Source organism: Pseudanabaena sp. PCC 9330, assembly GCF_055795045.1.
The window spans coordinates 101,975-119,380 of record NZ_JAYFES010000115.1 but is presented as its reverse complement, the minus strand read 5'-3'; the positions used below and the strand labels follow the sequence as shown (position 1 = coordinate 119,380).

Annotated in this window: 16 protein-coding genes; 9 read left to right on the top strand and 7 right to left on the bottom strand. The window is 54.8% G+C overall.

The genetic code is table 11. The features are described from left to right. Positions 1-50: 50 nt before the first annotated feature. The gene (sfsA, locus tag AC0QKW_RS17895) at positions 51-782 is read left to right on the top strand and encodes a DNA/RNA nuclease SfsA (RefSeq protein WP_473152447.1); all 732 of its coding nucleotides are present in this window, start codon (positions 51-53) and stop codon (positions 780-782) included. A gap of 531 nt (positions 783-1,313) precedes the next feature. Beyond that, the gene (locus AC0QKW_RS17890) at positions 1,314-2,462 is read left to right on the top strand and encodes an acetamidase/formamidase family protein (protein ID WP_473152446.1); all 1,149 of its coding nucleotides are present in this window, start codon (positions 1,314-1,316) and stop codon (positions 2,460-2,462) included. 286 nt (positions 2,463-2,748) lie between these two features. On the opposite strand, the gene AC0QKW_RS17885 is transcribed toward AC0QKW_RS17890, so the two are convergent. Further along, positions 2,749-3,060, bottom strand: coding sequence for a hypothetical protein (locus tag AC0QKW_RS17885; protein WP_473152445.1), 312 nt, complete (start codon positions 3,058-3,060; stop codon positions 2,749-2,751). A 617-nt stretch (positions 3,061-3,677) separates the two neighbouring features. On the opposite strand from AC0QKW_RS17885, the gene AC0QKW_RS17880 reads away from it, so the two are divergent. The 3 genes from AC0QKW_RS17880 to AC0QKW_RS17870 all read left to right on the top strand — a co-directional run bounded on the left by AC0QKW_RS17880 (position 3,678) and on the right by AC0QKW_RS17870 (position 5,599). After that, on the top strand, positions 3,678-4,589 hold the full coding sequence (locus AC0QKW_RS17880) for an Abi-alpha family protein (protein ID WP_473152444.1): 912 nt from the start codon (positions 3,678-3,680) through the stop codon (positions 4,587-4,589). Between the two features lie 165 nt (positions 4,590-4,754). Then, positions 4,755-5,306, top strand: a complete 552-nt coding sequence (locus AC0QKW_RS17875; RefSeq protein WP_473152443.1) for a DUF6036 family nucleotidyltransferase — start codon at positions 4,755-4,757, stop codon at positions 5,304-5,306. Further along, positions 5,303-5,599 carry a hypothetical protein gene (locus AC0QKW_RS17870; RefSeq protein ID WP_473152442.1) on the top strand — a complete coding sequence of 99 codons (297 nt, stop codon included), beginning with the start codon at positions 5,303-5,305 and terminating at the stop codon, positions 5,597-5,599. The genes AC0QKW_RS17875 and AC0QKW_RS17870 overlap by 4 nt, the downstream gene beginning before the upstream one ends. Before the next feature lie 121 nt (positions 5,600-5,720). Here AC0QKW_RS17870 and AC0QKW_RS17865 read toward each other — a convergent pair whose 3' ends face one another. Further along, entirely contained in the window at positions 5,721-6,029 is a 309-nt protein-coding gene (locus AC0QKW_RS17865; protein ID WP_473152441.1) for a hypothetical protein, read from the bottom strand. Between the two features lie 200 nt (positions 6,030-6,229). Here AC0QKW_RS17865 and AC0QKW_RS17860 point away from each other — a divergent pair, with 200 nt between their 5' ends. Beyond that, positions 6,230-8,572: an FdhF/YdeP family oxidoreductase gene (locus AC0QKW_RS17860; protein ID WP_473152440.1), complete on the top strand. Its 2,343-nt coding sequence runs from the start codon at positions 6,230-6,232 to the stop codon at positions 8,570-8,572. A 41-nt stretch (positions 8,573-8,613) separates the two neighbouring features. Here the strand turns inward: AC0QKW_RS17860 and AC0QKW_RS17855 are convergent, their stop codons facing one another. From AC0QKW_RS17855 to AC0QKW_RS17845, 3 genes are all read right to left on the bottom strand, one after another. After that, the gene (locus AC0QKW_RS17855) at positions 8,614-9,225 is read right to left on the bottom strand and encodes a cytochrome c oxidase subunit 3 (protein ID WP_473152439.1); all 612 of its coding nucleotides are present in this window, start codon (positions 9,223-9,225) and stop codon (positions 8,614-8,616) included. Between the two features lie 76 nt (positions 9,226-9,301). Then, positions 9,302-10,975: a cytochrome c oxidase subunit I gene (ctaD, locus tag AC0QKW_RS17850; RefSeq protein WP_473152438.1), complete on the bottom strand. Its 1,674-nt coding sequence runs from the start codon at positions 10,973-10,975 to the stop codon at positions 9,302-9,304. A gap of 93 nt (positions 10,976-11,068) precedes the next feature. Further along, positions 11,069-12,061 carry a cytochrome c oxidase subunit II gene (locus AC0QKW_RS17845; RefSeq protein ID WP_473152437.1) on the bottom strand — a complete coding sequence of 331 codons (993 nt, stop codon included), beginning with the start codon at positions 12,059-12,061 and terminating at the stop codon, positions 11,069-11,071. 414 nt (positions 12,062-12,475) lie between these two features. Between AC0QKW_RS17845 and AC0QKW_RS17840 the strand changes: the two genes are divergently transcribed. Further along, positions 12,476-12,751 carry a hypothetical protein gene (locus tag AC0QKW_RS17840; protein WP_473152436.1) on the top strand — a complete coding sequence of 92 codons (276 nt, stop codon included), beginning with the start codon at positions 12,476-12,478 and terminating at the stop codon, positions 12,749-12,751. A 57-nt stretch (positions 12,752-12,808) separates the two neighbouring features. On the opposite strand, the gene AC0QKW_RS17835 is transcribed toward AC0QKW_RS17840, so the two are convergent. After that, the gene (locus tag AC0QKW_RS17835; RefSeq protein WP_473152435.1) at positions 12,809-13,792 is read right to left on the bottom strand and encodes an RNA polymerase sigma factor, RpoD/SigA family; all 984 of its coding nucleotides are present in this window, start codon (positions 13,790-13,792) and stop codon (positions 12,809-12,811) included. 1,042 nt (positions 13,793-14,834) lie between these two features. Between AC0QKW_RS17835 and murI the strand changes: the two genes are divergently transcribed. Then, a complete protein-coding gene (gene murI / locus AC0QKW_RS17830; protein ID WP_473152434.1) occupies positions 14,835-15,680 on the top strand; it encodes a glutamate racemase in 846 nt (281 codons plus the stop codon). A 30-nt stretch (positions 15,681-15,710) separates the two neighbouring features. Here the strand turns inward: murI and AC0QKW_RS17825 are convergent, their stop codons facing one another. After that, a complete protein-coding gene (locus tag AC0QKW_RS17825; RefSeq protein ID WP_473152433.1) occupies positions 15,711-15,833 on the bottom strand; it encodes a hypothetical protein in 123 nt (40 codons plus the stop codon). 585 nt (positions 15,834-16,418) lie between these two features. On the opposite strand from AC0QKW_RS17825, the gene sds reads away from it, so the two are divergent. Continuing rightward, the gene (sds, locus tag AC0QKW_RS17820) at positions 16,419-17,390 is read left to right on the top strand and encodes a solanesyl diphosphate synthase (protein WP_473152432.1); all 972 of its coding nucleotides are present in this window, start codon (positions 16,419-16,421) and stop codon (positions 17,388-17,390) included. The last annotated feature ends 16 nt before the right edge of the window (positions 17,391-17,406 follow it).

Here is a 17,406-nt window from a genome sequence, read left to right as displayed (position 1 = left end):
AGCACTGGTTTCGTTCTCTGTCGCTCTTCGCTGCTCCATTTTTTGTTGCTATGGCTGCTGACTGGTTTTATCCCTTTCCGCCCCTGCTGGGGGGCACCCTCCTCAAACGCTACAAGCGCTTTTTTGCCGATATTGAGCTAGACAGTGGCGAGGTGATCATCGCCCACTGTCCCAATACGGGGCCGATGACCGGGGTCTGCCACATTGGCGGACGGGTGCTGGTCTCCCAGAGTAATGACCCCAAGCGTAAGCTGGCCTACACCTGGGAGTTGGCTGAGGTCAACGACACTGTACCCACCTGGGTGGGGGCCAATACGGCTCTGCCCAACCGGGTGGTAAAAGCGCTGCTGGAGGCTAAGCAAATTCCCGAACTGGGAGACTACACCACCATTCGCCCCGAGGTGCGCTACGGCGGCGACGGCAAAAGCCGGATTGATTTTGTGATCTCTGGGGAAGACAATGTCATCCCCACCTACATTGAGGTAAAAAACACCACCTGGGCCAAGGGCCGTCTGGCCCTGTTTCCCGATACGGTGACCACCCGTGGTCAGAAGCATTTGAAGGAATTGGCGGCGCTGATACCCACCGCCCAGGCCACGATGCTGTACTTCATCAACCGGGGTGACTGCACCGCGTTTTCGCCCGGCGATGAGGCCGACCCGACCTACGGGCTACTGCTGCGGGAGGCGATCGCCAGGGGGGTGCAGGTGCTGCCCTGTCGCTTTGAAGTAAAGCCTGAGGGCATTCGCTATCTGGGGCTGGCCCCCCTAGTCTTAGCCTAAGGCAGGGTAGTTTTGTTGTCATAGTAGAAAAATGGGCATGGTCTGAAACCCTTATCAGTACGTTCAGACCATGTCCCTCATCGACCAATTAACAACGATTGAGAATGGCAATCTGCAATAGGTTGACCAGTCTCTTTACGGCAACGTCAGTAAATCGATCAACCTAAACAGTAAAATCCGCAAAAACTGCTATTTTTACCCTTCAATATCAAATCCTGCTCGCTTACCCCCGATTCAGCAGGGCGAATAGCGATCAGGCCTTCGGCTAGGCTACGCCAACGCCCTACAGGTTGGCCGGTTTGGAACCGGGCTTGTACGATTCCAAACAGACGGATTGCGTAGGGGCAAACGGTGTTTGCCCAGCCCAACCGGTGCTAGCCAAGGCGGATTCTGTATCAGACCGCAGCGATCGGCGCATAAAGGCGGTTTGTCTAAATTTTAGTAATTGATTAGTAATTGAGATTACAACTGCGGTACATAAAAGCCTATTCACTTGGGAAGTCGTTTAGGTGTTTATGGTCTATTAACTCTATGAAATTGTTAAAACAACTCAAGCGACAGCTGAGAGCGTCACGGTGGCTGTTGCAGGTGATGGGCGGGGTTGGGGTTTGTCTGCTGGTGGCAACGGCCTGGTCGTCATGGTTTTCGCCCGCTGCTGCCCAGTATGAGACTTACGAGGTCAAATCCATTCCCGGCAACGTGATCTGGGGTGAGCTGTTTAAGCCCGACAGTGAGCCAATTTTGACGGTCAAATCGGGCGATCGCATTCGTATGGAAACCGTCTCTCACGAAGGCATCATTGCCGACCAGGGCGACACCGTTGCGTTTCTTACTGGTGGCGGTGTCAAAGAAGAAGACATTTTGCCCGACCAACTCACCATTAAGGGCACCGTGCCCAAGTCTGGGCCAGGCCCCCACGTGATCACCGGGCCGATCTACGTCGAAGGGGCAGAACCCGGCGATGTGCTAGAGATCAAAACCATCGACATCGAGTATCGAGCCCCCTACGGCGTGATTTCTAACCGCCACGGTAGAGGAGCCCTGCCCGGTGAATATCCCGAAAACGACGCGCCTATCTATACCAAAATTATTCCTATCGACGCCAAGAATGAGATTGGCATCTTTAAGCCATCCAATGGTCTACCCGATCTAGAAATTCCCCTCAAACCGTTTATGGGGCTGATGGGGGTAGTGCCTGCGGCGGCGGAAGATGCAGTAAACTCTGTACCTCCTGGCCTCTACGGCGGCAACATCGACATCAAGCATTTGGGTCGGGGCAGCAGCCTATATCTGCCGGTGCAGGTGCCTGGGGCGCTGTTTTACTCGGGTGACCCCCACTGCGCTCAGGGCAACGGTGAGGTGGCGCTGACGGCGATCGAGTGTTCTCTGCTGCCCACCTTTGAGCTGGTGCTGCACAAAGATATGGAGCTACCTGCCCCCATGGGCGAAACCGCCGACTCATGGATTGCGGTGGGTCTCGACGTTGACCTCAACGAAGCTATGAAGAAGTCGGTGCGCGAATATCTGCGCATCATGAATGACAAGTATGGTCTCACCAAGGCCGATGCACTGCTCTACGGTAGTGCCGATATCGACTTTGAGGTGTCGCAGGTGGTGGACATTGTGAAAGGCATCCACGGCGTGATTCCTAAGGAGCGTTTCACTGCTCTAGAGCAGTAGTTCCAAAGGTCTACGCTGTCTAGACAAGCACAAAGAGAACCCCGGTCTTGGCCAAGACCGGGGTTCTCTTTGTCTAAGCGTTGGGAGGGCTTGGCCAAACCTCGATCAAATGGCGGAGTGAAACTGGAAAATGTGGGGCAAAAGGCTTGCTGTAGCTTGCACAGAGCTAAGTTGCGGGGTGAAACTGCCAAACAGCTGTGCCAGTTTGCGTTTAGAGACCGGGTGCCTGTTGTCTTGACCCAAGACGTTGCTTGCAGCGGCAGGCACTCGGTCTCTTTGAGAGTCGCTACTCGATGAGCAGGGTCTTGGTCATGATCACCATCCACTGGTTGGGGTGATCGGTGGCTGCGGCACTGCTGGGCGGCACGGGGATAGGGTCGCTCCAGTCGTTGGGTTCGGCGTAGCCGTGGGCGTGGAGGATTTTGATGGTGCGGTCTATGGCGGCCCAGCTACCGTAGAGCAGATGGCGCACTTTCTCAGGGTTTAGGGACCGGGTCCCTCTGTTGGTGGCTCCAGATCTGGGTGGCACCGGCAGGGATCCGGTCCCTTGGTTAGTGCCTTGGTTGTCGTTGGCGTCTGGTTCGAGATATTCAAACATCGGTTCTGTTTTCTTTTTTGGTTGCAGTGAGCAAGCCCTGTCCCCCGCAAGGGGTAGAAGGGTGAGGAAAACAGAACGCGAAAACCCTAGCCACCCGCAGTTGAAGTGCAAACTGGAGTGACTAGGGTACGATCTCCCTAGCCTGGCAATCTGCGTGCTAGATTTGCGGGGTTAGCTGTCGGTTGGTGGTGCAAACACCTTACGGCAGCGCCAAAGTTTTCGAGTTCTGTATGACGACCGCTCTGCTCGAACGGCTTAACGTAAAAGAGTAATGGTACAAAAGCTCCCCATCAACCGTAGGGGTAATGCCTGAGGCAAATTAATTACTCCACCTAATTGAGTAAAAGGTTAAGGTGGTGACATGTTTAGACGTTGAATAATCCCTGAAGCTAGGGTATTGTCCAGAACTTCCGATGGATAACACACCGATCCTCTTACTGAACTCTCAAATCTGTGGGATGACATCTCAAAACGTCGAACTTTTCCCACAGATCTAATGTTTAATTCCTTAAGAATCAGATGTCATTCTCAGATCTAATGGATAATAGCGAGCGTCGAGGGCTTATCCAGCAGATACGTGGCTTAATATATAGCCATATACAAAAACGGAAATAAACATGAGCGATGACAAGAATCATACAAAAATAGACTTTTCATCCACTGCAATTGAAAAGGGAATAGATGTTGCGAAAAATTTCGCCGAAAAGCTCGTCTTGCCTTCAATTGAAGAACTTGGCTTATTAGTCAAAGATCAAATATCTTATTGGCGCTTTAATAACCAAGTTAGAATTTTGAATAAAGCCAAATCAATATGTGAGAGAAACAGCATAAGCATTAAAGCCATACCGCCCAAGCTACTCTGTCCTTATCTTGAAAATGCCTCATTGGAGGATGATGATGAACTCCAGGACAAGTGGGCTGCATTGCTTGTAAATATGGTGGACTCACAGCAAAATATTCAGAATCATGTCTTCCCGTACATTTTAAGTCAATTATCAAAAGATGAGTTTAATTTGTTGGAAGCGGTACTTATTGAGAAGAAAAGGCGAGTAGATGAGCTCAATAATGAAATCTCAAAATTCTTGGCTAATCGTTATAGTATAGAGAGCGGGCTGCAAGTAGAACTAAGTAATCTCAAAAATGAGCTTGCGAGTCTGTCGCCTGATGGACAGTATGTTTTCTCAAAAGAAGCCAGGAAATTAAGGTCATCTATTCTCTCGTTAGAAAGAGAACTTAGATCGCTCAACCACAGAGAGGTCATGCTGAAAGCGGAAATCGTAGCCCCTGAATCTATTCCTGAACAGAATGTAAAAGAATTCGAAATGGCCAATATTATTAGGCTTGGGCTGGCAAAGGTTGTCTATACGGCTAGTGCAGGAACACATAGTATTGACATTCCAAGCGGCGACCCCGATTTTAATACCTCTGTAGATTTCGATATTGACATAGAGACAGAAACATCAACAATACTTACGGAGTTGGGTGAGTTGTTTATTGATGCTTGTCGAGAAAAAACGTATCACAATTAGAGCGCTCGTAGATCTCCTGTAGTGCGATCGCAGCTCTCTTGTAGGTTGGGCTGACGAAGGAAGCCCAACAATCTCAGCGGCAGGTGTTGGGTTTTCTCCTAAGGGAGATGCTTCGCGATCGCTAGCTCAACTTAACTTACTAGCTCATCATATTTTGTGCAAACTATGCGTTCCAATATTGATCCTAAAAAGCTAGAGCAGTTAATGGACATCTTAGGTAAAGAAGCCCGTGGTTCAGGCTCTATATATTTCACAGGCGGGGCTAGTGCTCTATTAATTGGTTGGCGTAATTCTACTGTTGATGTAGATATTCGCCTAGACCCCGAACCCCCAGGCATTTTTCAGGCGATCGCTAAAATCAAACAAGACCTCAATATCAATATCGAACTTGCCTCACCGCAAGACTTCCTGCCTCCCCTGCCAGGATGGCGTGAGAGGAGTGTATTCATTGGAAAAAAAGGTCAAATTTCTTTCTACCATTATGACTTCACCGCTCAAGCCCTCTCAAAACTTTCAAGAGGATACGATCGCGATATTAACGACGTTCAATCTATGTTCGAACAGGGATTATTCTCATTAGCCAATCTGCGCGATTGCTTTGAGGCCATTGAACCCGATTTGATTCGCTTTCCTTCTCTTAATCCTGATGCTCTCAAAAGCAGAGTCGAAAATTTCATTGAGCAGGCTGACCAAATGCAAGCAGAGGGGCCATCATGAACTTAACTGAGCTACCAGGAGCAGAGCTAATTTTCCCTGGGCTGAAGGATTTGCGCAACGGCAAGACTGATACCGTTGGGGCATTGCTAGTTGCGATCGCATCAACCCGCTTAACCGCAGCGGGCTTAAACATTCCCAAAGATCATCTAGTTCCAGAGCCAGAGCTGGCCCTGTATGCCCGTCTTCAGGCTGAGCGAGACGATGCCTATCCCTACTACAATGCTTTGCTCAACAGCCTCAATAGCTTTTGCAATGCCCTCGAACTCAACTACCGATACGGGCAATCGCGGTAAACTTCTGGGCGCAGCAGCGAATACATCAGCGTTATGACCCGCCGCATTGCCCCGACTGAGGGCTAAAAAACAGGGGCAGCCTAGCGAGGCCACCCCTAAACTATCGAACAGCCATACAGGCTTATTCGTCTTCTTCCAGAGGAACAGTCAAATTCAACCGTTCTCTGGGTTCGGGTCGCTCTTGGCGAAACTCTACCCTGCCTTCATCAAACCGAATGCGCGTCTCGGGTCGGGGTTGCTCTTCAAGCTGAATATTGAGCTGGCCGTCGTCTACCGACAGATTTGGCCGCAGCTCTGGGTCGCGGTTGTCTCGTAGGTCAAACTCAACCTGGTCGCCAATCTCAAAGATTTGAGCCGTGGCCGAGGTAGCACCTAAAACCGTGGTGCTAGCAACAGCAAGGCCAATCAAGCTTTTAGTTAGGTGGTTCATAGTAGACCTCCTGTTCTAAACGTTTGTCTATAGTTTGGCGTGCAAAAAAAGAGCTGCCGTCCTTCAAAGGGGTTAAATCGGTCTGGCAGTGGGGACGCTCTTCGCAACTTACCCCCCAACTCTCTACCTTTTGGCTGGCTTTCTGGCACCCGGTACCCTCGCTATAGTGATAGACGGCGGCTGTTGTGAGATCTTTGACCATGACCCAACTCGACCAGACCGAGGATCAGGCTTCTTTGACCGCTGCCAGCGATCGCAACCTGCCCGATAAGCTTCCTGCCGCCGAACTTACGGCAGACCATGTGCCCATCGGTGGTGGTCTGCCGATCATTCAGTACTGGGCACAAAAAACCCTCTCGCCCCAGGGGCCGCAAATCTGGAAAACGCTATTTCACAAGAGCGCCTGCCTCTCCTGCGCCTGGGGCACGGGCGGGCAAAATGGCGGCTTTATCAACGAGCTAGAAGAACCGCTCCAGCGCTGCATGAAAAGCGTGCAGGCCATCTCCTCAGAGCTGCAACCAGGCCTGGGCGATCACTTCTTCGATCGCCACACTATTGCAGAGCTGCAAGCGCTCACCTCTCGCGAGGCCGATCGCCTCGGTCGCCTCAGCTTTCCAGTGATTCGGCGGGCCGGGTCTGACCACTACGAGCGCATTAGCTGGGAAGAGATCTACCAGCTCACCACCGCTGGCTTTTCGCTGCCGCCGGAACGGGTGGCCTCCTACAGCTCGGGCCGCTCCTCCAACGAGGCCGCTTTTCTGCTCCAGCTCATGGTGCGGGCCATGGGCTCTAACAATCTGGCCGACTGTTCTGACCTGTGCCACGCCCCCTCGACGGTCAGCCTCAACAAAGTTTTTGGCACCGGCACCTCCCTGGTCAGTTTAGAGAGCCTGCGCCAGGCCGACTGTTTAGTGCTGGTGGGCTCCAACGCCCCCGCCAACCACCCCCGGCTGATGAATGAGCTGATCGAACTGCGCGATCGCGGCGGCAAGGTCATCGCCATCAACCCGGTCAAAGAAGTAGGCCTAGTTAAGTTTGGCTCCCCGGCCCACCCGCTGCGGCTGGTGCAGGGCGAAGACATCGCCTCGCTATTTTTGCAGCCGATACCCGGCAGCGACCTGGCCCTGTTTGTGGGCATTCAAAAGGTGTTGCTAGAGCGGGGCTGGGTGCAGTTTGACTACCTCAAGGCCCACACCGAGCATTGGCAGGAGGTGATCGATCAGGTGGCCGCTACCGAGTGGGAGTCGATCATCGCCACCTGCGGCCTGTCACTGACAGAAATTGTTGCCGCTGCCGAGATCATCCACAGCAGCCAGAATGTGGTCTTTGCCTGGGCCATGGGCATTACCCACCAGGCCAACAGCGTTGACAACATCTACAGCATCGCCAACACCGCCCTGATGACCGGCAACGTGGGCAAGCCTGGCGCGGGGATGATGCCCATTCGCGGCCACTCCAACGTGCAGGGCTTTGGCTCGATGGGGGTGACGGCCCATCTCAAAGACAGCCTTCGCGAGGCGCTGGAGACGTTGCTGGGGCGATCGCTCCAGCGTGAACCGGGCTACGACGCCCGCGCTTTGATCGAAGCGGCGGATGCGGGCGACGTCGATACCCTGCTGTGTCTGGGGGGCAACCTCTACGCCGCCAACCCCGACCTCACCCAGGCCAAGCGCGCCCTCGGTAACATCGACACGATTGTCTATCTGGCCACCAAGCCCAACCAGGGCCACTTTCACGGGCTGGCGCGGCAAAACACCATCATCGTGCCGGTGTTTGCCCGCTTTGAGAACCCCCACAAAACCACCGTCGAGTCGGGCAACAACTTTGTGCGGCTCAACAGCCCCGGCAAAACCCACCTGAAAGGAGCTGATCTGGTGACGGAGATCGACTTTTTGGCAGAACTGGCCCACCGCATTCATGGAGAAGACCCAATTCAGTGGCGGCGGCTGCACGATCCCCGCTACGTGCGCCAGCTAATTGCCCAGACCATTCCCGGCTACGAAAAAATTGGCGACATTGACGATACCAATGCCGAGTTCACCATTGGCGGTCGCATCTTTCTAGAACCCAAGTTTCCCACGCCCTCGGGGAAGGCCGAAATGCAGCCCACGCCGCTGCCCGACCTGACGCTGCCCACCCTGCAAGACTTTGGCCTGCCGGAGACCCAGCATCCCGCCCTGGTGCTGGCGCTGATTACCGGGCGCAGCTACGGCCAGCACAACACCGTGGTCTATAAGGAAGCCGATGAGTACCGAGGGATGCCCCACCGTCACTGCATCTTGATGAACCCCAACGATGCTGAACGATCGGGCTTCGCGCATCACCAGCGGGTGAGCGTGCGGGGCGATGCCGGGCAGCTCGACGGCATCGAGATTATCTACGGGGAGGTGCGATCGGGGGCGGCGCTGATGTTTTACCCCGAGGCCAATGTGCTGATGAAGGCGCACATTGAGCCTCGGGCGGGCACTCCGGCCTACAAGCGTGTGCCCGTAGCGGTTTTTGCTGAGTCTGCCAAAGATTCTAAAGATTCTGCATCAGACTAAGCCGCAAACAAGGCTGGCTGACCGTTTGAGCTGCGATCGCCCTACAGCAGCGTCAGCAGATAGATCAGGCTAAACAGCACAATCCACACTACGTCGACAAAGTGCCAGTAGATCTCAGCCATCTCGGGGCCAACGTGGGTGATGTCGGTGTAGTGGTTGGCCCGGCGCGATCGCCACAGCACGCCCAAAATCAGCACCAGCCCAATGAACACGTGCAGACCGTGAAAGCCCGTCAGCAGATAAAAGCAGTTGCTAAACAGGTTAGTCTTCAGCCCGTAGCCCAGGTTCATATATTCATAGACCTGGCCCGCCAAAAATATCGCCCCCATGGCAGTGGTAATGCCAAACCACTTGCGCAGCCCCGCCAGGTCATTCTTCTTAATCGCCTTGGTGCCCAGGTTGATCACCAAACTGCTCGAAACCAGAATCAGGGTGTTGATGGCGGGCAGCAGCAGCTCTACCTCGGTTTCCTTGGGGGGCCACTCAGCCTTGCTGCCCCAAAACACCAGAAATACGGCAAAAAAGCCCGCAAACATCAAAAATTCTGAGCACAGAAAAGTGATCAGGCCCAGCACCCGCAAATCTTGGTGCTCTTCGTGGGCCGCTACCTCGTGGCCAGTAACGACGGGGGTGGAATCGATTGTGCCTTGCATAGGGTCCGTGGGGGTAAGGGGTGGATGGGTGTGAGGGCGGATGGGTGTGAGGGCGGATGGGTGGGCACTGCCTGCCCTACCGCTGCTTCGGTACTACGGCCTCGCCAGCGGGGCCAACCTCATCGGCTCTCTCCGAGCCATACTCATAGGGGCCGTGGGTGAGCACTGGCAGCACCTCCCAGTTTTCAATGATCGGCGGCGAGTCCGTCGTCCACTCCATGGTCAAAGCATTCCAGGGGTTGGGGCCAGCTTCTTTACCCTTGCTCCAGCTCCAGATCACATTGAAATAGAACGGAATCACCGACACCGCCAGAACGTAGGATCCAATGGTTATCAGCTGGTTGAGATCGGCAAACTGCGGGTCGTACATGGCCACCCGCCGAGGCATGCCCTGCATACCGAGCTGGTGCATGGGGGTAAAGGTGAGAATGGTGCCGATGAAGGTGAGCACAAAGTGCACCTTGCCCAGGGGCTCATTCAGCATGCGCCCGGTGATCTTGGGGAACCAGTGGTAAATGCCTGAGTAAATGCCAAACACCGAGCCGCCATAAAGCACGTAGTGAAAGTGACCCACCACGTAGTAGGTGTCGTGCACGTGAATGTCGAAGGGGGCTGCCCCCAGGGTAACGCCGCTGAGGCCGCCAAACACAAACATCGACAGCAGGCCCACGGCAAACAGCATGGCCGTGGTGTAGCGAATTTTGCCGCCCCAGAGCGTTGCCACCCAGCTAAAGATTTTCACCCCCGTAGGCACCGCCACAATCAGCGTTGAGATGGTGAAGAAAATCCGCATCCAGGGGGCGGTGCCGCTGGTAAACATGTGGTGTACCCACACAAACAGACCCACTAGGCAGATGGTCATAGACGAGTATGCGATCGCCTTATAGCCAAAAATCGGCTTCCGTGCATGCACCGGAATCACCTCCGACATAATGCCGAAAATCGGCAAAATCATCAGATACACCGCCGGGTGCGAGTAAAACCAAAACAAGTGCTGGTAGACCACCACGTTGCCGCCCGCATCGGGCTTAAAGAACGAAGTGCCAAAGTTAATGTCAAACAGCAGCAGCACCATCGCCGCCGCCAGCACCGGGGTAGCAAACAGGGCCAGCAGCGCCGTGGCCACCATGGCCCAGCAAAACAGCGGCATCTGATCCCACTTCATGCTGGGCACCCGCATCTTCCAGATCGTGACCAAGAAATTCACCGATCCCAAAATGGAAGAAGTGCCCACCATGATCAGCGCCACACACCACAGGGTCTGGGGCAGGTTGGCAGTGATCTCACTCAGGGGCGGGTAGGAGGTCCAGCCCGACTGGGCACCACCACCGACAAAGAAGCTGGCCGCCAGCAGCGCCCCCGCCGGGGGGTTGAGCCAAAAAGCCAGGGCGTTGAGCTTTGGGAAGGCCATGTCCCGCGCCCCGATCATTAGGGGAATCAGGTAGTTGCCAAAGCCGCCGATCGCCGCCGGCACGATCCACAAAAAGATCATGATCGTGCCGTGGTTGGTCAAAAAGGCGTTGTACAGCTCAGGGCTGAGAAAGTCTGAATCGGGGGTAGCCAACTCGGTGCGCATCAGCACCGCCATAAAGCCGCCCACCAGATAAAACAAAAACGATGTCACCAGGTACTGAATGCCAATCACCTTGTGGTCAACGTTGAAGGTGAAATAGTCGTACCACTTCCACTTATCGGGATGGCCGTGGCCACCCTCAATACCGATGGGGGTCAACAGATCTGCTTGAGCCATGAATAAAGTGTTGCTAAAGGGCTATGAATGTGGGGATGGTTAAGGACCAAGAGTGAGATGGTGGGCAGTGCCCACCATCCGATCGCAGAAAGCCTAGTGGGTCATGGTTGCCATCTGGGCGATCTGTACTGGGGCTTTGGCCAGGTCAGGGGCGATCGCAGCCAAGTAATCCCCGTCGGTAGCGTCTTCTATAGCCTGCGCCACGACGGTGGTCGGAGTGGCCGAGGCGACGCGGCTGGCCACCCAGTCGGCATACTCCTCGGTAGAGTGCACAATCACCTGGGTACGCATGCCGCCGTGGTAAGCACCGCACAGCTCCGCACAGACCACCGGGTAGGTGCCCTCTTTAGTGGCCACAAACCTCAGCTCAGCCGCTTCGCCGGGCAGGGCATCTTGCTTGAGGCGAAACTGGGGCACCCAGAAGGAGTGGATCACGTCTTTGGCCTCAATGATCAGCTGTACATCCTGACCCACGGGCACGTGGAGTTCGCCATCGACAATGTTGGTGTCGGGGTAGGTAAAGATCCAGGCGTACTGCATGCCAGTGACATTCACCGTCAGGTCAGGGGCATTACCCAAGCTCTGGGAGCCAGCGCCAAAGCCATAGACCTGAGTTCTAGAGAACACGTCCGCTTCGGGCACCTGGGCCAGCAGCGGGGCCACATCGATCACCGACTTTTGCGGAGCCATGGCCACCATGGTGCCGTGGTTGTGGTGACCACCGGGCGAAAAGCCGCCCATTTCTTGAAACACCACCACGCTGTAGAGGCCCAGACCCACCACAATGACAGCGGGAATGGCCGTCCAAAAGGCTTCTAGGGGCAGGTTGCCCTCGATCGGCAGGCCGTCAGTGTCGTCGCCTTTGGGCTGGCGAAAGCGAATCATTGAGTAGATAATGGCCCCCTGCACCACGATAAACAGAGCCGTGCCAATGGTGACCATGACGTTAAACAGATCGTCCACCAGAGGGGCCTGTTCTGATGCCTGCATCGGCAATAGGTTGTTGTTTTGCCCATACCACAGGCTGATCAGGGTGACCGCAACGCCGAGAACGAGGGTCCAAAAGGGGGCGGGAATTTGATTCATGGCTACTCTCCTAGGGAGATGGGCGATCGCCGCCACCCTCAACGAGCACGGGCGATCAGCGTTTGCGAATTAACTACCAGGGCCAAAAAATCATCAGCCATGTCTCTCTGCATCCTAAAGGGCAGAACCAGTCGGTCTCGCGAAACTTTTGATTTGCTTCAACTCTGTCCACAACCCACAGCGTTTTCAAGAAGTTTTGTAACCGATTGGGCAGGATGAAGTCAGGGCGTGAAGAAAAGAAATCCTCAGGTTTTGGCGCTGGCTCAGCAAATTCTGCAAAAATCCGAGGACTGCTAAGAACTAATTTTTGTTAGCCCATCGGGCTATGAGCTAACTGGGTGGGCAATCTAAAGATAATCTGTAGGCGATCGGGCTGCCCTGTCGTCTAAGTGCTATTCCAGGGAGACCCCCGCTATGGACTTTTCGATGGCCTCAAGCCAGCCCGACGTGCGTAAAGAAGCCCTTGTTGCCCTGACGGCTCAGTTTGTCAGGCAGGGACACCCGCCCAGCTACGCTCAGCACATGGCCACCGCCTCCATCTTTCAGGCCGACTTGGAGTTGCGCAATGCCCAGTTCACCCGCCTGATCGCCTGGCTGAAAGAAAGCCACGCCGACATCTACCCCGATGCCTTGGCGATCGCCGAGTCAGTGCGGCAAGAGTTTGAGCAGCGGGTCACCGGTCAGTTTTAGGCCCAACAATAAACCAATCAATAAAAAAGGGGCCAAACTTGGCCCCTTCTCTAGTATCTAGCTGGCAATGTAGCCGTGCATGGTGCTCTTGCGGCGGCGCAGGTGCTTGAGCGCCTGCTGCTCGAGCTGACGCACCCGTTCGCGGCTGATATTCATGCGGTTGCCCACCTTGGCCAGCGACAGCTCGTTGCCGTCTTCGAGGCCGTAGCGCAGGGTAATCACTTCTTTCTGTTGGGGAGTGAGTTCCGACAGCAGGTTGCGGATATCTTGCTTCAGCGACTCCTGGGCAGTGAAGGTTTCGGGCGAAATGCCGTCATCTTCCAGCAGCTCTTGCAGCTCTGTGTCCTGGTTGTCGCCGATGCGCACATCCAGGGAGATGGGCTGCCGGGCCAGCACTAAAAACTCGCGAATTTGCTTGGGCTCTAGCTCCAACGCTTCGCCAATTTCGACGGCGTTGGGAGCGCGCCCCAGCTGCTGAGACAGCTCTCGCTGGACCCGCTTGATCTTGTTGAGCTTTTCAGTGATGTGAATGGGCAGGCGAATAGTGCGCGCCTGCTGGGCGATCGCCCGGGTGATCGCCTGACGAATCCACCAGTAGGCGTAGGTCGAAAACTTGTAGCCCTTGGTGGGGTCAAACTTCTCCACACCGCGCTCTAGCCCCAGGGTGCCCTCCTGAATCAGATCGAGGAATTCCAGGTTGCGCTTCTGGTACTTTTTGGCGATCGCCACCACCAGGCGCAGGTTAGCCTCGATCATCTTGCGCTTGGCCCGTTCGCCCAGCAGCACAGTCTGCTTGAGTTTATCTTCGGCCAGACCGGCAGCTTCGGCCCACTCTAGGGATGTAGGCTCGCGCTCTAGGGAGGCCGTCAAGCCTTCTTTTTGCTCTAGCAGGGCCATGTAAGCCTGCACCTGCTTGCCGAAAATAATTTCTTCTTCGTGGGTGAGCAGCGGCACCCGGCCAATCTCATGGAGGTAGGTTCTGACAGCGTCGGCACTGTAGAGGGGCTTACTCTTTAATGTACGGGTTTTAGTTTTGGCCATGAATTAACCTTATCCTCCACTGACAATGCTGCGAACGCTGGAACACAAAACCTGAAACTTATGGAAACTGATAGAGCTGACCTAAACCAAAAGGCCTAAACTGTGGTGAATACTGACAATAAAAGGCTGACGTGACTTGAGTTTCTGGGGTCAAGTGCCTTACTATTTAACCGCTGGGGCTGCTCTAGAGCTGCGATGAGAGATCTGTCTGACCTGGGGCACGACCTACGGCAATTGGGTTCATTTGGCACGGGAGTCCGAGCCCAAACCACAAACATACGTCCCTCCACAATCTTCTCTGCCAAACCCCAACAATCAGGATTAAGTTCATCACTCGCAATGCAGAGATACAGGTTGAGCGCAGACTATCAGCGCCACAGGTATCCAGGTTCAGCATTAAAGTCTCTCCTCTGCCTAAAATGCCCTCCTCCACGAGTGCTCTCTTCTATCTCTCCAGAGTGATATGGGCTCAGAGCGACACAGACCCAGCAGCACAAACTCGAAGCCATTATGAGTTTACCTCTCCAGAGTATAACAACTTATCAGTTGCGTAAAGTGCTACAGGTGTAGTGTGTGTTTAGACGCTGTGGTACGTGACTTGGTTTCCACTGTCCCACAGTAGCTAACTCATCTTGGGCGGTCTGCATCAGATGCTTCAGTTCACAATTGCCACCCAGCCGCAGCATTGCTGACAACACATCTATTTTGCCGGACTGAGTTGTTAGACCCATTGGGGTTTGCCCCGTAGGAAAACCGAACCTGCCCTTCTAGACCGTAGACTGATCTCGTGGTGACCCAAAACCAGCCCATTGGTCTGCATCTAAGTAGGATGCGACCATTACATTTGTCAGCATAGCGATCGCATATCGCGCCCGTGTGTCGAACCTATGGCAACCCTATGGCAGGCTCTGCCTTCGTACTACAAGTCGGTTGCAGCCTGCCAAGACCACCTGCGGGTAAATTTCTGGCCGACCAACTAGCTACCGATCCAAAAACCGGTAGACTCAGTGAGATTATTTTTTATCTATAGGCACCAATACCCATGAGCAACGGGCTTAACTACCCCCTGCTGACGACCCAACCAGCTCCCATCGGCATTTTCGACAGTGGAGTAGGGGGGCTGACAGTGCTGCGCGAAATTTATCGCCAGTTGCCCAATGAGTCAGTGCTGTACTTTGGCGATACGGCACGGCTGCCCTACGGATCGCGATCGCCCGAAGAGATCCTCTACTTTGTGCGGCAAATTCTTACCTGGATGGCAGGTCGGGGCGTGAAAATGGTGATGATGGCCTGCAACACCAGCTCGGCCCTGGCCCTTGACCAGGTGCAAGGTGAATTTCCCTTTCCGGTGCTGGGGCTGATTCGGCCTGGGGCTCAGGCGGCGGCGCTGCAGGGCAAGCGCATTGGGGTGATCGCTACCCAGGCCACCGTCACCAGTCGGGCCTACAGCAGCGCCATTCAAGAAATTGACTCTACCTGTCAGGTCTGGGAAGTGGGCTGCCCCAAGTTTGTGCCCATCGTTGAGCAAAACCAAATTCGAGAACCCCACGCCCAACACACTGCTGCTACCTACCTGCAACCCCTCAAGGCCGCCAACATTGACACCCTGATCTACGGTTGCACTCACTATCCTCACCTGGCCCCGGTGCTCAAGACAATCTTGCCTAAAAACCTACGCTACGTCGATCCGGCTATCTCTATGGTGGCTGCCGCCGCCCAAGAGCTCGACGCCCTCGGCCTGCGCAGTAGCGTTCCGGCTTGGTCAACGCAGTTTTACGTCAGCGGGGCCGCCCAAGAATTTAGACAGCTAGCGGTGCAGTGGCTGGGCCATCAGCCCACCGTGGAGCGCATTTGCCTGCCGGAGCTGACCGCCAACCCCAAGGCCTAGGGCACAGGTCTTCGCGTTCGGCCTAGACGTCTAGCCTTCGGTACGCCGTGACCGATTAGCCCATTTAGCCAAGGTTAGGGCTCCGTAGACCAGCACTAGATAGGCGATCGCAAAGGTAGGAATAACCAGTAATAACGAGTCAGAATAGGTCATAATCGGCAGAGCATGGGGAACAAAAGCGATCGATCGCCACCGGGCACGCAAATTTTGAGCGATTTTCAAACCGCACAAAACAGCTTCCTCTTCTACAACAAGAGGTTTTTGCCCACTAGGCATCTAGGGTGAAAGCCACCCGCTAGAGTGAATTTGAAACGGCTCAGCGCCCAGAGAAACAGTGGAAAACCACCCAGCCCTGCCCCGCACTCAAAGGAATCGATAAGTGAACAGCTAATCAATTATCTTGAAGGCTGCACTTACTATCTTGAGAAATTCTTATGTTTAGCTTATCACGGGAACCTCTATGTGGGCAGCAAATATGAGGCTAAAAGAGACCGTTTTTTGGCCCATTGTTGAGGGGGGCACCGCCCCCCAGAAAAGCCTAGGGGCGATCGCACTCAAATGCTGCAATCCCAGGCTGTCAAAGGTTTTAGCGGCGACCTGAAAGCCTGACGACGCCCGGCCTAGGGAGGAATGGCAGAGAACAGCCCCAGCGGTTAGTCATAATCTCCCTCGGGGGTTGCCTTAGAATGACGATAGAATATGTAAAAATTCGTAACCTTACCGCTCTTGTCGGGGTCCATGACGTCAGTAACTTCCCTTTTTGCGCCAGTTGAGTCCGATCTTGACCTAATGACCCAGAACTTGAAAGGGCTCATTGGGGCACGTCACCCAATTCTGTCGGCGGCGGCAGAACACCTGTTTGGGGCGGGGGGGAAGCGACTGCGACCCGCCATCGTGCTGCTGTTGTCGAGGGCCACCCTCCAGGGCCAGGAGATCACCGCTAAGCACCGCCGCCTAGCCGAGATCACCGAGATGATTCACACCGCTAGCCTGGTGCACGACGATGTGGTCGATGAGGCGGCGGTACGGCGGGGAGTACCCACGGTGCACAGCAGCTTTGGCAACCGCATTGCCGTGCTGGCGGGCGACTTTTTGTTTGCCCAGTCTTCGTGGTACTTGGCCAACTTGGACAACCTGCGGGTGGTGAAGCTGCTATCGCAAGTCATTATGGATCTGGCCGAGGGCGAGATTCAGCAGGGGCTCAACCGCTTTGACACCAGTCTCACCCTGGAGTCGTATATCGACAAGAGCTACTTTAAGACAGCTTCGCTGATGGCCAATAGCGCCAAGGCGGCTGGGGTGCTGAGCGAAGTGCCAGAGGCGGTAGTCGAGCAGCTCTACAACTATGGTCGACACCTAGGGCTGGCGTTTCAAATTGTCGACGACATTCTTGACTTCACCAGTAGTGACGAAGTGCTGGGCAAGCCCGCCTGCTCCGACCTCAAGAGCGGCAACCTTACCGCTCCTGTGCTCTACGCGATGGCCGAGCATCCCTTCTTGACCACGCTGATTGAGCGCGAGTTTTCGGAGGCTGATGACTTTGAACAGGCCATCGATCTAATCCACCGCAGCAGCGGCATCGCCAAGTCGCGGGAGTTGGCCCTGACCCATGCCTCCCAGGCGGCAGACTGCCTAGAGCATCTGCCCCCCTCCGCTGCCCGCCAGGCGCTACAAGACCTGACCAGCTACGTGCTGCGGCGGATTTCTTAGCGCACTGAGCGATCGC

What these genes read in the sequence shown, in the direction of transcription:
- sfsA (WP_473152447.1), top strand. Translation starts at nt 51, where the DNA reads ATGGCTGCTGACTGGTTTTATCCCTTTCCGCCCCTGCTGGGGGGCACC.
- AC0QKW_RS17890 (WP_473152446.1), top strand. Translation starts at nt 1,314, where the DNA reads ATGAAATTGTTAAAACAACTCAAGCGACAGCTGAGAGCGTCACGGTGG.
- AC0QKW_RS17885 (WP_473152445.1), bottom strand. Translation starts at nt 3,060, where the DNA reads ATGTTTGAATATCTCGAACCAGACGCCAACGACAACCAAGGCACTAAC.
- AC0QKW_RS17880 (WP_473152444.1), top strand. Translation starts at nt 3,678, where the DNA reads ATGAGCGATGACAAGAATCATACAAAAATAGACTTTTCATCCACTGCA.
- AC0QKW_RS17875 (WP_473152443.1), top strand. Translation starts at nt 4,755, where the DNA reads ATGCGTTCCAATATTGATCCTAAAAAGCTAGAGCAGTTAATGGACATC.
- AC0QKW_RS17870 (WP_473152442.1), top strand. Translation starts at nt 5,303, where the DNA reads ATGAACTTAACTGAGCTACCAGGAGCAGAGCTAATTTTCCCTGGGCTG.
- AC0QKW_RS17865 (WP_473152441.1), bottom strand. Translation starts at nt 6,029, where the DNA reads ATGAACCACCTAACTAAAAGCTTGATTGGCCTTGCTGTTGCTAGCACC.
- AC0QKW_RS17860 (WP_473152440.1), top strand. Translation starts at nt 6,230, where the DNA reads ATGACCCAACTCGACCAGACCGAGGATCAGGCTTCTTTGACCGCTGCC.
- AC0QKW_RS17855 (WP_473152439.1), bottom strand. Translation starts at nt 9,225, where the DNA reads ATGCAAGGCACAATCGATTCCACCCCCGTCGTTACTGGCCACGAGGTA.
- ctaD (WP_473152438.1), bottom strand. Translation starts at nt 10,975, where the DNA reads ATGGCTCAAGCAGATCTGTTGACCCCCATCGGTATTGAGGGTGGCCAC.
- AC0QKW_RS17845 (WP_473152437.1), bottom strand. Translation starts at nt 12,061, where the DNA reads ATGAATCAAATTCCCGCCCCCTTTTGGACCCTCGTTCTCGGCGTTGCG.
- AC0QKW_RS17840 (WP_473152436.1), top strand. Translation starts at nt 12,476, where the DNA reads ATGGACTTTTCGATGGCCTCAAGCCAGCCCGACGTGCGTAAAGAAGCC.
- AC0QKW_RS17835 (WP_473152435.1), bottom strand. Translation starts at nt 13,792, where the DNA reads ATGGCCAAAACTAAAACCCGTACATTAAAGAGTAAGCCCCTCTACAGT.
- murI (WP_473152434.1), top strand. Translation starts at nt 14,835, where the DNA reads ATGAGCAACGGGCTTAACTACCCCCTGCTGACGACCCAACCAGCTCCC.
- AC0QKW_RS17825 (WP_473152433.1), bottom strand. Translation starts at nt 15,833, where the DNA reads ATGACCTATTCTGACTCGTTATTACTGGTTATTCCTACCTTTGCGATC.
- sds (WP_473152432.1), top strand. Translation starts at nt 16,419, where the DNA reads ATGACGTCAGTAACTTCCCTTTTTGCGCCAGTTGAGTCCGATCTTGAC.